The organism is Gordonia sp. DT30, from assembly GCF_049844915.1.
GTDB lineage: Bacteria > Actinomycetota > Actinomycetes > Mycobacteriales > Mycobacteriaceae > Gordonia.
In genome coordinates, this window is record NZ_JBNCLY010000015.1 from 50,367 (window position 1) to 64,744 (window position 14,378).

Sequence of the window (14,378 nt, forward strand, 5' to 3'; positions counted from 1 at the left end):
CGCATCGTCGCTGCGCTCCTCGCTCTTCGTCGTGCAGACCCGACGCGCTCGGCGGAGTTGTTGGCGCCGGCTTCGCCATCGCGCCCGCCGGGCTCTTGGCGCCGGGTCTTCCTCCTCATCGCATCGTCGCTGCGCTCCTCGCTCTTCGTCGTGCAGACCCGACGCGCTCGGCGGGGGAGCAGCTGGCGTCGTGCGGACCCGACGCGCACGGCGGGAGTCGGCGAGCTACAGCCGGACGGGGTAGGTGTGGTCGGTGATCTCGGGAACCAGCGTCTGTTCGACGAAGATGGCGTGCCAGACCATGAAGATCAGCACCGTCCACAACCGGCGGCTGTTGTCGACGGTGCCTTCTCGATGCTCCTCGAGCATCGTGATGACGGCCGCCTTGTTGAACAGGTGATCGGTCTGCGAGGCGGTGATCGTCTCGTGCGCCCAGTCATACATCTGTGAGCCGGCGAGCCAATGGCGGATCGGGACGGGAAAGCCCAACTTCTTGCGGTGCAACACGTGCGGCGGCACGATCTGCTCGAGCGCCTTGCGTAGCGCGTACTTGGTGGTGCCGTGGGCGATCTTCTCGTCGAACGGCAGCGCCTCGGCAACCGCGAACACCTCGGGGTCGAGGAACGGCACACGCAACTCCAGCGAATTGGCCATCGTCATCTTGTCGGCCTTGACGAGGATGTCCCCGCGCAGCCAGGTGAACAGGTCGATGTGTTGCATCCGTGCAACCGGATCCCAGTCCTGGCTGCGCGCGTAGATCGGTGCGGTCACATCGGTGTGCGTCCACTCCGGACGGTAATCGCGCAAGACCGCGCGCAGGCGCGCGTCGTCAAAACTGCGGGCATTGCCGTAATAGCGCTCCTCGAGCGTCAGCGACCCGCGATGCAGCAGGCTCTTGCCGCGGGTGCCCTCGGGAATGCGGTCCGACACCTTGCCCGCCATGCGGCGCAACATCTGCGGCAGTCGGTCGAACGCCGACAACGACAGCGGCTCCTTGTAGATGGTGTAGCCGCCGAACAACTCGTCGGCGCCCTCCCCGGAGAGCACCACCTTGACATGTTTGCGGGCCTCGGCGGCGACGAAGTACAGGGGCACCAACGCCGGATCGGCCACCGGGTCGTCGAGGTACCAGACGATCTTCGGGATCGCGCTGATGAATTCGTCCTCGTCGACGACCTTGACGATATGGCGGGCGCCGATCGCCTCAGCGGACTCGGCGGCGACGTCGATCTCGGAATAGCCGTCGCGATCGAATCCGGTGGTGAACGTGATGAGGTCGGGGTTGTGGCGGATCGCCAGCGCCGCGATCGCCGTGGAATCGATGCCACCGGACAAGAACGAGCCAACCGTCACGTCGGCACGCATGTGCTTGGCCACCGAATCGGCGAGCACGTCGGCGATCTCGTCATAGCGCTTCTGCCGGGTCGCGTCGGTGACCGGCCGGATGCCGAACTGCGGTGTGAAATAGCGCGTCACCGAAGGGGCTTGGCCTGGGCGAACCGTTGCGTGGCAACCTGATTCGAGTCGACGGATCGAGGTGTGCAGCGTCTCCGGCTCGGGCACGTACTGCAGTTCCGTGTAGTGCTCGAGCGCGCGCAGATCCAGGTCGGCCGACACATCGAGTCGATCGATCAGCTCCAGCAGGCTCTTCTTCTCACTGCCGAAGGCGGTGCCGCCCGGGCCCGTCGCGAGGAACATCGGCTTGATACCGAACGGGTCGCGCGCCAGGAACAGCGTCCGGGTTTCGGTATCCCAGATGGCAAAGGCGAACATGCCGCGCAGCCGGCGCACCGCATCGGGCCCCCAATGATGGAACGCCGCGACAATCGCCTCGCCGTCGCCCTCCGTGCGGAATACGGCGTGCTCGTCGTCGGCCAGTTCGGCGCGCACCTCCAAGTAGTTGTAGATCTCGCCGTTGAACACCAGGGCATAGCGTTCGGGACTTTCCGGCGGGCCCCAGCGCAGCGGCTGATGCGAGTGCTCGATATCGATGATCGAGAGGCGATTGAACCCGAGGACCAGATCGTCGTCGTGCCAGGTGCCCGGTTCGTCCGGGCCACGATGACGCATGCAGTGCGAGGCCGCGGCGATGAGGTCGACGGCGGATCCGGCCGATCCGTCGGGGGTCAGCAGACCGAGCAAGCCACACACAGGGATTCAGGCCTCTTTCGGATAGTGGGAACAGGTCACCGAACAAGATGATCCGGCCGGGTCCGAGTATGCCGCATCGGGGATGTCCGGGTGCTCCGGCGTAGGGCTCGTCGGCGACCAAATCATCGGCCGACAGGGCATGTCGGGGCGGCCGGCGCGAATTCGACGCGCTGATCCACCCCAACCGAAAAAGTTCCTGAGAGTTGGTCTACGCTGCGTAGTACATAGGCGCGGCCACGGTCTGACCGTGGTGCCCGCGGGCAGTTCGGCCGGTGGCCGGGTTCCCTTCGGAGACAACGCGTCGGAGCAGGTCATGTGGCATGCGACTCGCGTGACGGGAACGTCGCGGCGAGCGAGCAGGAAGGCGTGAAATTGGCACACGGTGAACGGCCCCGAGCCCGGCGTGTTTCGTCCGCGTCGCGGGTGACAAAACGGTTCGGCATAGTCGCGATCCTCGCCGTCGGTGCTCTGGTGATGACGGGCTGCCGAGGCGACGACGTCGCGAGGTTCGGCTGGCCCACCGGCATAACCCCACAGGCGGAGGCAATGCGCCACCTGTGGACGTGGTCGGTCATCGCGGCATTGATAATGGGCATCCTGGTGTGGGGTCTGATCTTCTGGACCATCACCTTCCACCGGCACAAGGAAGGTCAGGACGAATTCCCGCGACAGACCGCCTACAACGTGCCACTGGAGCTGACCTACACGGCCATTCCGTTCGTCATCATCGCGGTCCTGTTCTACTTCACGGTCATCGTGCAGACCGACGTGGAGAAGAAGACCGACGACCCCAAGGTCGTCGTCGACGTCACCGCCTTCCAGTGGAACTGGAAGTTCGGGTACCGGCAGGCCGAGATCGGTGGCCAGGAGAAGCACTACCAGAGCACGCTGGGTAACCCCTTCGATCTGCAGGTGCAACAGGAGAACACGCACGACGGCGAGCCGCTGCCCGGACCGGACAACGGACGCAACAACGACATCCGCGACTACCTGCGTTTCGACAAGGTCGAGACCATCGGTACCTCCACCGAGATCCCGATCCTGGTGCTGCCGACCGATCAGCGTGTCGAATTCGAGCTGGCCGCAGCCGACGTCGTCCACTCCTTCTGGGTGCCCGAGTTCCTGTTCAAGCGCGACGTGATGCCGTTCCCGAAACAGAACCACACCGAGAACGTCTTCCAGATCGAGAAAATCGATCGTACCGGCGCGTTTGTGGGGCGGTGCGCGGAGATGTGCGGCACCTACCACTCGATGATGAACTTCGAGGTGCGAGCGATCTCGCCGCAAGACTTCGAGCGGTACATGACTTACCGGGACAACAACCCGCGTGCGAGTAACGCCGAAGCGCTGCAGGCGATTTGCCAGCAACCGAAATCGGTGGTGACCGTGCCGTTCGACACCCGCCGCCAATCCGACGGCACCGCAACCGCCACCGGCGATCCGAACAACACCCGCCTCCCGGGCTGCACGATCAAGGAGAGTGACTTCCAGTGAAGATCGAAGCACGGCTCTTCGAGCTCCTGACTGCGTTCTTCTTCCTCGCCGGCGTCATCTACACGCTGTGCACCGCCTTCACGTCGCGCGGCGTGGAGTGGGTGGGCGTCGTCGGCATGTTCTTCAGTGCCGGACTGACGTTGATCGCCGGAACCTACTTCCGGTTCGTCGCACGTCGCGTAGAGATCCGGCCGGAAGACTACGAGGACGCCGACGTCGAGGACGGTGCGGGTGAACTCGGATTCTTCAGCCCGCATTCGTGGTGGCCGATCCTGGTCGCCGCCTCGGCCGCGATGTTCGCCATCGGCTTCGCGACCGGCAACATCTGGTTCTGCATCTTCGCCGCCGTCTGCATCATCGGCAGCGCAGCCGGGCTGGTCTTCGAGTACCACGTCGGACCGGAGAAGCACTGACCGACGGCCGATGAGCCGTCGGGGGGCCGCCGGCGCCGACCCACCACGATCAGACTCAGCCGCACCCCGACTCGGGGTGCGGCTGAGTCATTCCTATGGGCTCGACGGATATGACGGCGACGCGGTCGGGCCGGCGGAGGCAGGTCCGACCCACACCGTGACCGGCGGGCGACGCGACTGCTCGCAGGTCACCGGCCGACGATGCTCGACCCGTACACCTGCAAAGCGCGGTAGGCGACGCGGACCGTGCCGCGCGGTACGACTCACCGATTTCACCGTCGTGCGCGACGACGACCGGGTCGTCGGAGGTGAAGGAAAACTGCGGTACCTGCATCTCTCGATACGAGCTCGACCGCTGCAGACGGCCGCTGACCAATTCGAGCACCAAACGGGCGTACGCCCACCGGTTTCCGCTGAGCAGGAAGCGCACGTCGAGGAGTCCGTCGTCGAGGCGTTCGCGGCGGGAAGTGGCGAAACCCGACGAACCGTACATGGAATTTCCGAGGAGGAACAGCGTCACATCGAGTTCTTCGCCGTTGACCCGGATGCGCTGCGGGCGCGCATGACCCACACATGCAGAATCGCCACGGTACTCGCCACCGTTTTTCCCGTGCGGTGTTCGAGGCGTTCGCGCGCGCGGACGAAATGCGGATATGAGCCGATGCTGACGGTGTTGAGAACCAACCGTTCGTTGTTGATCCAGGCGACATCGACACGGCACACCTGCCGGTTTCGCAGTGCATCGAGGGTGTCGTCGACGGTGAGGGCGCCGATGTCGCGGCCGAAGTGATTGAAGGTGCCGCCGGGAAACACGGCGAGTGGACGATCGGCGGCCAATGCGGCCGCGGCAGCGGCAGCCACCGTCCCATCCCCGCCGGACACGCCGAGCACCTCACAGTCGGCAGCAGCTGCGCGAGCGACGTCGCGAAAGTCGTCGTCGGAGCCCAGTTCGACGATGCGCGCGGCCGGCAGCTCGTCGACGAGCTGTGCCCGGATCGCGCCGCCGCTCCCGCTGCCGACGATGGGTTGAGCAGGACGGTGACATTTGCGCCGTCTGTCACCGGCGGGCCGTCGCCGCGGGTAGGCGGCTGTCGGCGGGATGCAGATGCGCCGGCGCATGATCGGCGGCGCAATCCGAGCGCCGGCGGTGGCCACCGCCGCGCCGATGCCCAGTCCGATCGCCACGTCGCCCGGATAGTGTGCGCCGGTCGCGACCCGCGAGAATCCGACAAGACCCGCCAACGCGGATAGCCCAAGGCCCGCAACGGAATTCTCGATCGCGACACCGATCGCAAACGCCGCGGCGCTGGCCGAATGGCCGGAGGGCAGTGAGTTGGATGTGGGCAGGACGCGACTTCGGCGGATGGCAGGCACGAGGGTGGTGTTCGGCCGGGCTCGTCGGCGGATGCGTTTGGCGACCTGATTGGTCACAAGACTGGTCACCGCGAGTGAACCGAGACCACGCACGGCACCGCGCTGAAGGTCGGGCCGGCCGCTTACGGCCAGCGCGGCTGCGACGACGAGCCACAGCTTGCTGTGGTCGGCCGCGCGGGTGAGGCTCGGCATCGTCGCGTCGAGTAGTGGGCTGGGAGATCGGGCGATCGAGTCGTAGACGGCGGCGTCGAGCGCGCCGAGTGAGCGAGTCACCTCGTTCACTCGCTGGTCGACCGCGTGGACTGGCAAGCGGCAGCGTGTGATTCGGGGCATGGTTGCCACCGAACTGGCCGGGGTAGGGGAGTGGGCAGACCCGCTGTGGCCGAGGTCGATAGCGTGCCGGGTCACGATCCCCGGAAGTGAACATACGAATCGGCTGCCGTCACCAGTTCGGTGACGGCAGCCGATTCGTGTTGTCGGACAGTCGCTTCCCGGGTCAGAGCCCGGTCCGCGGGATCACTCGAGCGGATTACCGCCCTTTTCCTGCAACTCGCGCAGCGCCTTGCGCTCGGCGATCTCGTGCTCATGGTCGAGTGCGGCATTGTGTGCCTGCTCCTCGGGCGGATCGGCGATGAGGATCGAACCGGTACCGGGTGCACCCGAGGACCCCAGCTTGTTCATCCGCTTCGGGACTGCCGCACCCTGGTATGGCAGCGGAATCGGATGACCATGACTGTCGACGGGGCCGAGGGGCTGGTGCAGCTCGATGTATTCGCCCTGCGGCAGTCGTTTGATGATGCCGGTCTCGATGCCGTGGGCGAGGACCTCGCGGTCGCTGCGCTGCAACGCCAACGCCCACCGGTAGGTGATGAAGTACATCAGCGGCGGCACCACGATCAGTCCGATACGCCCGGCCCAGGTCGTGGCGTTGAGCGAGATGTGGAACTTGAGCGCGATGATGTCGTTCATGCACATCAACGTCAAGATGATGTAGAAGGAGAACGCCAGCGCACCGAGCCCGGTGCGGACCGGGGTGTCACGCGGGCGCTGCAGCAGGTTGTGGTGCGCGTCGTCGCCGGTCAGCCGCTTCTCGATCCACGGGTACGAGAACATGACCGCGAACACCAAGCCGATGATCACCACACCCCAGAACACCGCGGGGATCGTGTAGTGACCCCAGTACAGCTCCCAGTCGGGCACCAGACGAAGCAGGCCGTCGGTCCACATCATGTAGATATCCGGCTGCGAGCCGGCCGACACCTGGCCCGGGTTGTACGGACCGAGCACCCAGACCGGGTTGATCTGGAAGATGCCGGCCATAATCGCGAGAACACCGGTCACCAGGGCGAACAACGCTCCACCCTTGGCGGCGAACACCGGCATGATGCGCACACCGACGACGTTCTTCTCGGTGCGGCCGGGGCCGGGGAACTGGGTGTGCTTCTGGTACCAGACCAGTGCCAGGTGCGCACCGATGAGCGCCAGGATGATGCCCGGGAACAACAGAATGTGCATCACGTACAGGCGCGGGATGATGATGTCGCCCGGGAATTGACCACCGAACAGTGCCCAGTGAATCCAGGTGCCCACCAACGGGATTCCGAGGACGATACCGCTCATCGCGGCACGGACGCCGGTACCCGAGAGCAGGTCGTCGGGAAGCGAATAGCCGAAGAAGCCCTCGAACATCGCCAGGATCAGCAGAAGGCAGCCGATGATCCAGTTGGCCTCGCGTGGTCGCCGGAACGCGCCGGTGAAGAAGATGCGCGCCATGTGGATGACGATCGAGGCGGCGAACAGCAGCGCCGCCCAGTGGTGGATCTGCCGGACGAACAGACCGCCGCGAACCTCGAAGGAGATGTTGAGCGTGGTCTCGTATGCGCGCGTCATCATGACGCCCTTGAGCGGATCGTAATCCCCGTGATAGATGACCTCGCTCATCGACGGATCGAAGAAGAAGGTCAGGTACACACCCGACAACAGCAAGATGATGAAGCTGTACAGAGCGATCTCACCGAGCAGGAACGACCAATGGCTCGGGAACACCTTGTTGATCTGTCGGCGCATACCCGACGCGAGGTGATACCGGGAGTCCACCTCTTCGGCCTGCGTCGCCAGGCGGTCGGCGATGGTCATGAATCACGCTCCCAGAAAGCCGGTCCGACGGGTTCGATGTAGTTGCCGCGGTTGATCGCGGCGTTGGCGACCAGATAACCCTGATCATTCACTGTGATCGGCAACTGTGCCAGGGCACGTGCGGCCGGTCCGAAGACCGGTTTGGCCGAGTCGAGCGCATCGAACTGCGACTGGTGGCACGGGCACAGGATGCGGTTGGTGCGCTGCTCATAGAGCGAGGTGGGGCAGCCGAGGTGACTGCACACCTTGGTGTAGCCGAAGTAGTCGCCGTAATTGAAGCTCTCTTGGCCCTTGCGCTTGATGACGTGCGCGGCATCGGCGGGACGCAGGCGGATGAGCATCACCGGGTTGCTGACATACCGGAGGCCCCAGACCAGCTTCTCCCGCGACTCCTCGGTCTCACCGAGGCCGTCGGACGCGCGCCACGGGAACACGGTCTCCATCGCGCCGGAGTCGAGATCCTCGGGCCGCACGAGTGCCACCCGGTACGGGTCACCCACGTCGCGGCGCAAGAACACCGTCTCGTTGGGGTTCTCCTTGGAGTTGTAGATCGGGGACCATCCGGTATTCCACAGCGGGGCATCCCCACGATCGGCCCACGGATTCTTGATGAAGCCACCGAGCGCCGCGATCACACCGGTGAAGGCCAGCGCACCGAAGGCGAAAAGGCCCGATCCGATGAGCATCTTGCGGCGTCCGAGGGTCGAGGTGGTGCCGGTGTCCTTGAGCTGGGCGACGATGGTCGCCTTGTCGACATCACTGGAACCGGGTCCGTCGTGACGGTCCTGCACCGACAGCTCCGAAGGCAGGAACTTCTTGGTGATCAGCGCGAGTGCAATACCGATCGCCAGGATCGACAGACCGAAGGTGATGCCCAGCAGCGGCGTGTTGAGGGTGTACCACCAGTACTTCGGCGAGCCCGACATGGTGAAACGCCAGTGGTTGAAACAGAACACGACGAAGCAGGCGAGGGCTGAGATCCCTGAGATGGTCAGCCAGATCGTGACCTGGCGGGACGCGCGCTTCTCTGCGCGGGTACCGGGCTCGGGATAGCGCTGACCCCGGTGGATGATCTCCACCCCGTCGAGGTTGGTGCCTAGCTTGACCAGCTCGTCGGTGCTCATCTGATCGAGTTCGTCCCTGGTAGGGGCGTCCTTGTCGCTGACGCTCATGCTCGAGATCCCATCCACATCGCGGCGGCGACCAGCGCCACAACCCCGACAAACCACATCACCATGCCCTCACTGACCGGGCCGAAGCCACCGAGCCCGAGGCCACCCTGCGGCTTGGATTCGGTGACGTACTTGACGAAGCCGATGATGTTCTGCTTTTCCTCGGTCGAGAGCTGCCGGTTGGAGAACCGCGGCATGTTCTGCGGTCCGGTCAGCATGGCCGTGTAGATCTGCTGTTCCTTGACGTCGCTCAGTGGCGGTGCGAACTTACCGCCGGACAGGGCACCGCCGCGGCCGGTGAAGTTGTGGCAGGAGGCGCAGTTCAGTCGGAACAGCTCCCCGCCCTGGCCGAGATTCTTGCCGCGCAGCGATTCCTGGGCGACGACGCGCACACCGTTCTCGGTTTTGATCGAGCCGTCCGGATTGTGCTCGTAGATGACGCTGGGACCGCCACCCATCGCCTGTACGTAGGCGCCGAGCTGATCGATCTGGGCGGTGGTGAACTTCGCCGGCTTGCGTAGCGCCTGCGCCTCACCGCGCGCCGCGGGCATGCGACCGGTCGACACCTGGAAGTAGACTGCCGCGTCACCGACGCCCAGCAGCGACGGGGCACGGTCGGGCACGCCTTGCAGGTTCGCGCCGTGACAGGTCACACATGACGTGTCATACAGCTGCTTTCCGGCGGTGATGAGCGCGGCGTTGTCGACGTCGGCGGTGGCGACCTGCGGCTTGGGCGTCAGCAGCGACGCCACCAGTCCGGCCATGAACAGGCCGGCGAGCAACAGGATCAGGCCGCTGACACGGCGGCGAAGCTTACGTCGTGCCTTCGACCGGCGGGCGGTGCCGCCCGACGGCGGCGTCGGCGTCACGACCGAATCAACCGCATCAGCTGCATCGCTATCCGACGAGCGCGGTGGAGATGAACTCATCTGTGTCTCTCTACTAGCGGACGGACTCTGGGCTGTGGTGCGGGATCACCCGCGGGAGCATGTTCTATCCGGATGGGCCGGGGCGGTGTACGGCGCCGTCATCGGATGAAGTAGATCGTGACGAACAGGGCGATCCAGACGATGTCGACGAAGTGCCAGTAGTACGACACGACGATCGCGGCGGTTGCCTGGGCCGGGGTGAACTTCGACAGCTTGGTCCGGATCAACAGGAAGATGAAGGCGACCAGTCCGCCGATCACGTGGAGTCCGTGGAATCCGGTGGCCATGTAGAACACCGAGCCGTAGGAACTCGAGGAGAGTGTGGTGCCCTCCTGGACCAGGTGGAAGTACTCATAGCCCTGGCCGCAGACGAAGAAGGCGCCCATCAGGAATGTCAGCACGTACCAGCGGCGCAGGCCGAAGACGTCACCGCGTTCGGCGGCGAAGACGCCCATCTGGCAGGTCACCGACGACAGGATGAGGACTGTCGTCACCGGAATCGCGAGCTTGAGATTCAGTTCGGTGGGCTCGGGCGGCCAGCCCAATTGCGGGTTGGCGTTGGCGCGCGCGACAAAGTACATCGCGAACAGACCCGCAAAGAACATCAGCTCACTGGACAGCCAGACGATCGTGCCGACACTCACCATGTTGGGTCGGTTGAGTGAGTGCACGCGCGCGGTGATGGCCGTCCCGGAAGTACCTACAGCGCTAGTCACAAGTTGAAGTATGACGGTTCGTAGTACGCGGTGACCACTTGGGTCCGAGATTGGTGGGAACTTTTTCTCTTCCCGCTGGTCGGCGCCACTGCGCTGGGCCGCTCGGCGTGTCCTCGTCTCCCATAGGTGTGGTTTGCTCGGTGATATGGGTTCGTCGCAGTCGGGGTCCGAGGCGTCGGGCGGTCGCGTGCCGCACGACCTCAACGGGCGCCCGGTGCCGCCGTCGCGGCGGCAGCGCCTTGCGGCCAGACTCGGTGGCCGGCGCGCACCATCGGCGATCGGCGTGGACGATGCTGACCTGCAGGTTGTGGTCGCGTGCACCGACGATGCCGCATCGAGTTCGGCCGTGTTGGCCGGGTCCCCGTGGCGGTCCGACGACCAAGCGGTGGTGCGCCATCTGGTGGCACTGCCGGGCGAGCGCGTCGACGAGGCGGTCGCGCTGGCCGCGCTCGACGGATACCGGCCGGTGAGTCCCACGGCCGCACTGCCGGCTCCTGAAATCGCTATCCCCGACGGTCACGTGTCCGTGCTGCTGGCCCGGGTGCAACTCGTCGATGCGTTGCATCTGTCGCAGGAACGGTCTCGGATGGCCGGACTCGGGGCGCGCCACGGTGGGGTGGCCCTGGCGTGGCAGGTGCTGCAGCGAGCCGTCGCGACCCAGGAACCGTGACCCGGCGAGGGGTGAACGCCTGCGGTCCGCGGCGAAACCCGTGGCCACTACAGTTCTTGACGTGAGCAGCGCGCAGACGTACACGTGGCCGCAGATCCTGGGCCGGGTCACCGACGGGATCGATCTGACCGTCGACGAAGCGGCATGGGCGATGAACGAGATCATGACCGACAGTGCGACAGGAGCGCAGATCGCGGCCTTCGGGGTCGGCGTCAAGATGAAAGGTGCTGCGCCCGCCGAATTGCGCGGACTCGCCGCCGCCATGCTCGAGCACGCGGTGCCTGTGTCGGTGTCGCGGCCGGCCATCGACGTCGTCGGTACAGGTGGGGATCGCTCACATACGGTGAACATCTCGACCATGACCGCCATCGTCATCGCCGCGGCCGGCGTCGGGGTGGTCAAACACGGGAACCGGGCGGCGTCGTCGAAGAGCGGCGGTGCCGATGTGCTCGAGGCGCTGGGCGTGTCGATCGGACTCGGCGCGGCCGAGGTGGGTCGGTGCGTCGACGAGCTGGGCATCGGCTTCTGCTTTGCCCCCGTGTTTCACCCGGCATTCCGGTTCACCGGGCCGCCGCGCAGCGAGATCGGCATTCCTACCGTCTTCAATGTGCTCGGACCGCTGACCAACCCCGCGCGGCCGTCGCGTGGTCTGATCGGATGCGCCTTTGCCGACCTCGCGCCGGTACTCGCGCAAGCGTTCGCCGAACGCGACGCCACGGTGCTGGTGGTGCGCGGCGACGACGGCCTCGACGAGCTGACGACCACCACCACATCGACGGTCTGGCAGGTCATCGGCGGCGAGGTCACCCAGCTCAGACTCGATCCACGAGACCTCGGGATCGATTACGTTGCCCTCTCGGCGTTGCAGGGTGGCGACGCAACCGTCAACGCCGCGATCGCGCAGGAGCTCTTCGCGGGCCGGCGAGGGCCGGTGCGCGATGCCGTCGTTCTCAATGCAGCCGGCGCGATCGTTTCGGCGGAGATGACCGAACGTTTCGATGCGGCCGGATTCGTCACGGCGATGAGCGCTGCGAAGGGGCGTGCCGAGCGTGTTCTGGACTCCGGGGACGCCACGGCACTGCTCGACCGCTGGGTTCTCCGCTCGCAGGAGCTGAGCCCGCGCTCCTGAGGCGGCCGCGCCGGGAAGCGGTGTCGTCCGGAAGCTGCTTGCGTTGTCCTCTTACTCTTCGCCGATGGAGAAGCCACCCTCGACCTGCGAGCTGGAATAGCTTCGGAAGGCGATGTGGGTGGCGGTGTGGGTCACCCCGGGGAGCCGATTGATCCGGCCGGTCACCACTTCGGCGATCTCGGCGTGGTCACGCACCTTCACCTTCGCGATCAGATCCACGTCGCCTGCACACGAGTACACCTCGGCGACACCGGCGATGTCGGCGACCGCCTGCGCGGTCTCCGGGATCTGGTGGACATCGGCGTGGATGAGGACGATGGCGGTGATCATGGCATCACCTTATGCCCGGGCCGGACCGACGACCGACGGTCGACAGCGCCGCGTGGGCGGCGGACCGACGCGTCGGGAGGCGGGGACTGTGCCGCGTTACGCGCTGCCGAGGCCCAATCGACCCGGCTCATCGCGGAGCCGGCCGGGACCGCGAAGCCGTCGGTCGTCGAGACGATGCGGATGCCCGGTTCGGTGATCCACCGGTACAACAGCGCCGACTCGTCCGGCGACGCACCGAGCAGCGGTCCGTCGCCGGGAAGCACGGTCTCCGCCGCCGCGATGAGCGCCTCGGCCACGGGCATGGGCGCCACCCCACGGGGAGCGTGCCCGGCCGAGGCCAGCCGGCCGTGCCGAATGACGGCCAGTTCCCATCCGCGCTCGCCGTCGGGCCGGGCGACGACGAGTTCTTCGATCCGACAGAGCGCTGCCAGGCGTTGGCACCGGGCGAGGACTTCGATGGTTGCGGCCACCCGATCCCGGTGCCGGGCAGCGGTTTCGAACATCTGCGCCGCGGTGAGGTGCTCGAGTTCGGCAATCAGATCCGACAGCGCCGCGGCGTTGCGACCGGTGAGCAGATCGTGTGCCGCACGTACCCGACGCACGTAGTCCGAGACGGTCAGCGGACGTGTCGAAGCGGCCGCGCATCCGCCGACGATGTCGCCGCCGTCGGCTGGGGTCGGGCACCAGTGATGGACCGTGCCGGCCGGCAGCCGCGCCCGGCAGGTGCGGAGTCCGGTTGCGCGGGCGATGATCTCGGCGATCTCCGCGGCGCGGTTGCGATTGCGGACCGGTCCGACCGAATCGATACCCGGTGTGCGGGTGATCTGCAGGCGGGGAAAGCGCTCGGCGGTCAGTGTGATCCACCAACCGCGGTGCGGGCGGGTGGAGCGCCGGTTGTAGGCGGGGGAGTGCCCGAGGATCAGCCGAAGCTCACGCACGCCCGCCTCGAGTGCGTGTGCGCATTCGACGTGGTCGACGCGAGCGGCGAGAGTCACCATCTCGTTGATCCGGCCGCGCGGGTCGGAGCCGGTGAAATAGGACAGCACGCGGCGCCGCAGATCGGTGGCGGTGCCGACGTAGAGCACCTCATCGGAGGGACCGCGGAAAAGGTAAACCCCTGGCCGCGATGGAAGTCCTTCACCCAGACTTCTTTTCGCGCGCAGCCGCGGATTGCCACGGGGTAGGTATGCGGTGAGGTCGGCATAGGTGCGTACGCCCTGATTGCCGATGCGCTCGAGGAGGTGGTGCAGTACCTCCACGGTGGCCCGCGCGTCGTCGAGGGCTCGGTGCGTCGGCCGCACCGAGACATCGAACAGCTCGGCCAGCGCACCGAGCCGGACCGTCGGCGCCTCGTCGCGCGTCAGGACGCGCCGAGCGAGGCGCACGGTGCACAAACTGGTGTGAAACGGCCAGTCCATCGCGAGCCGGGTGGCGTTGTGCCGGAGGAATCCCATGTCGAAGCGTGCGTTGTGGGCGACGAGCAGACATCCACGTGCGAACTCGATGAACGAAGAGAGCACCTCGCCGATCCGCGGTGCGTCGTACACCATCATCTCGGTGATGCCGGTGAGCGTGACGATCTGCGGCGGGATCGACCGCTGCGGATCGACCAGAGTGGCGAATTCGCCGAGGATCTCGCCGCCGCGCACCTTCACGGCACCGATCTCGGTGATCGCATCGCGCGCCGGATCGCCGCCGGTGGTCTCGAGGTCGACGACCACGATCGTCGTGTCGAACAGCGAACGTTCACCGAAACCGAGGTCTCCGGCCGCCGACCGGGTCAGGTCGGCGAACGAGAGCTGAGCTGTATCTGCCACCACATCGCGAACGTTAGTTCGACCTACCGACAACCTTCGTCGGCGGA

Annotated in this window: 13 protein-coding genes; 4 read left to right on the plus strand and 9 right to left on the minus strand. The window is 66.0% G+C overall.

Translation table 11 applies throughout. From position 1 onward, the window contains the following. Nucleotides 1-225: 225 nt before the first annotated feature. The gene (gene asnB, locus ACLQ3C_RS14720) at nt 226-2,151 is read right to left on the minus strand and encodes an asparagine synthase (glutamine-hydrolyzing) (RefSeq protein WP_425705820.1); all 1,926 of its coding nucleotides are present in this window, start codon (nt 2,149-2,151) and stop codon (nt 226-228) included. Between the two features lie 423 nt (nt 2,152-2,574). Between asnB and ACLQ3C_RS14725 the strand changes: the two genes are divergently transcribed. Continuing rightward, nucleotides 2,575-3,645 carry a cytochrome c oxidase subunit II gene (locus ACLQ3C_RS14725; RefSeq protein WP_425705821.1) on the plus strand — a complete coding sequence of 357 codons (1,071 nt, stop codon included), beginning with the start codon at nt 2,575-2,577 and terminating at the stop codon, nt 3,643-3,645. Next, nucleotides 3,642-4,058, plus strand: coding sequence for a cytochrome c oxidase subunit 4 (locus tag ACLQ3C_RS14730; RefSeq protein ID WP_425705822.1), 417 nt, complete (start codon nt 3,642-3,644; stop codon nt 4,056-4,058). The genes ACLQ3C_RS14725 and ACLQ3C_RS14730 overlap by 4 nt, the downstream gene beginning before the upstream one ends. 55 nt (nt 4,059-4,113) lie before the next feature. Here ACLQ3C_RS14730 and ACLQ3C_RS14735 read toward each other — a convergent pair whose 3' ends face one another. The 6 genes from ACLQ3C_RS14735 to ACLQ3C_RS14760 form a co-directional block, all read right to left on the minus strand. Continuing rightward, nucleotides 4,114-4,551 carry a hypothetical protein gene (locus ACLQ3C_RS14735; protein WP_425705876.1) on the minus strand — a complete coding sequence of 146 codons (438 nt, stop codon included), beginning with the start codon at nt 4,549-4,551 and terminating at the stop codon, nt 4,114-4,116. Between the two features lie 23 nt (nt 4,552-4,574). After that, nucleotides 4,575-5,705 (minus strand): bifunctional phosphatase PAP2/diacylglycerol kinase family protein, encoded by a 1,131-nt coding sequence (locus tag ACLQ3C_RS14740; protein ID WP_425705823.1) that lies wholly within the window; start codon nt 5,703-5,705, stop codon nt 4,575-4,577. A gap of 243 nt (nt 5,706-5,948) precedes the next feature. After that, nucleotides 5,949-7,568, minus strand: coding sequence for a cytochrome b (locus ACLQ3C_RS14745; RefSeq protein WP_425705824.1), 1,620 nt, complete (start codon nt 7,566-7,568; stop codon nt 5,949-5,951). Next, nucleotides 7,565-8,740, minus strand: a complete 1,176-nt coding sequence (locus ACLQ3C_RS14750; protein ID WP_425705825.1) for a ubiquinol-cytochrome c reductase iron-sulfur subunit — start codon at nt 8,738-8,740, stop codon at nt 7,565-7,567. Before ACLQ3C_RS14750 ends, ACLQ3C_RS14745 begins: the two co-directional genes overlap by 4 nt. After that, a complete protein-coding gene (locus ACLQ3C_RS14755) occupies nt 8,737-9,669 on the minus strand; it encodes a c-type cytochrome (protein WP_425705826.1) in 933 nt (310 codons plus the stop codon). The genes ACLQ3C_RS14750 and ACLQ3C_RS14755 overlap by 4 nt, the downstream gene beginning before the upstream one ends. 98 nt (nt 9,670-9,767) lie before the next feature. Next, nucleotides 9,768-10,385, minus strand: a complete 618-nt coding sequence (locus ACLQ3C_RS14760) for a cytochrome c oxidase subunit 3 (RefSeq protein ID WP_425705827.1) — start codon at nt 10,383-10,385, stop codon at nt 9,768-9,770. A 145-nt stretch (nt 10,386-10,530) separates the two neighbouring features. Between ACLQ3C_RS14760 and ACLQ3C_RS14765 the strand changes: the two genes are divergently transcribed. Beyond that, complete coding sequence (locus ACLQ3C_RS14765; RefSeq protein ID WP_425705828.1) at nt 10,531-11,055, plus strand: hypothetical protein; 525 nt, start codon at nt 10,531-10,533, stop codon at nt 11,053-11,055. A gap of 61 nt (nt 11,056-11,116) precedes the next feature. Further along, nucleotides 11,117-12,184: an anthranilate phosphoribosyltransferase gene (gene trpD / locus ACLQ3C_RS14770; RefSeq protein ID WP_425705829.1), complete on the plus strand. Its 1,068-nt coding sequence runs from the start codon at nt 11,117-11,119 to the stop codon at nt 12,182-12,184. Nucleotides 12,185-12,235: 51 nt separating this feature from the next. Here trpD and ACLQ3C_RS14775 read toward each other — a convergent pair whose 3' ends face one another. Both ACLQ3C_RS14775 and ACLQ3C_RS14780 read right to left on the minus strand, forming a co-directional pair. Further along, nucleotides 12,236-12,514 (minus strand): Lrp/AsnC family transcriptional regulator, encoded by a 279-nt coding sequence (locus tag ACLQ3C_RS14775; protein WP_425705830.1) that lies wholly within the window; start codon nt 12,512-12,514, stop codon nt 12,236-12,238. After that, on the minus strand, nt 12,511-14,334 hold the full coding sequence (locus tag ACLQ3C_RS14780) for a DEDD exonuclease domain-containing protein (RefSeq protein ID WP_425705831.1): 1,824 nt from the start codon (nt 14,332-14,334) through the stop codon (nt 12,511-12,513). The genes ACLQ3C_RS14775 and ACLQ3C_RS14780 overlap by 4 nt, the downstream gene beginning before the upstream one ends. Nucleotides 14,335-14,378 lie beyond the last annotated feature (44 nt).

Coding starts and splice junctions, on each gene's coding strand:
- ACLQ3C_RS14735 (WP_425705876.1), bottom strand. CDS start 4,551: ATGTACGGTTCGTCGGGTTTCGCCACTTCCCGCCGCGAACGCCTCGAC.
- ACLQ3C_RS14745 (WP_425705824.1), bottom strand. CDS start 7,568: ATGACCATCGCCGACCGCCTGGCGACGCAGGCCGAAGAGGTGGACTCC.
- ACLQ3C_RS14750 (WP_425705825.1), bottom strand. CDS start 8,740: ATGAGCGTCAGCGACAAGGACGCCCCTACCAGGGACGAACTCGATCAG.
- ACLQ3C_RS14755 (WP_425705826.1), bottom strand. CDS start 9,669: ATGAGTTCATCTCCACCGCGCTCGTCGGATAGCGATGCAGCTGATGCG.
- ACLQ3C_RS14765 (WP_425705828.1), top strand. CDS start 10,531: ATGGGTTCGTCGCAGTCGGGGTCCGAGGCGTCGGGCGGTCGCGTGCCG.
- ACLQ3C_RS14775 (WP_425705830.1), bottom strand. CDS start 12,514: ATGATCACCGCCATCGTCCTCATCCACGCCGATGTCCACCAGATCCCG.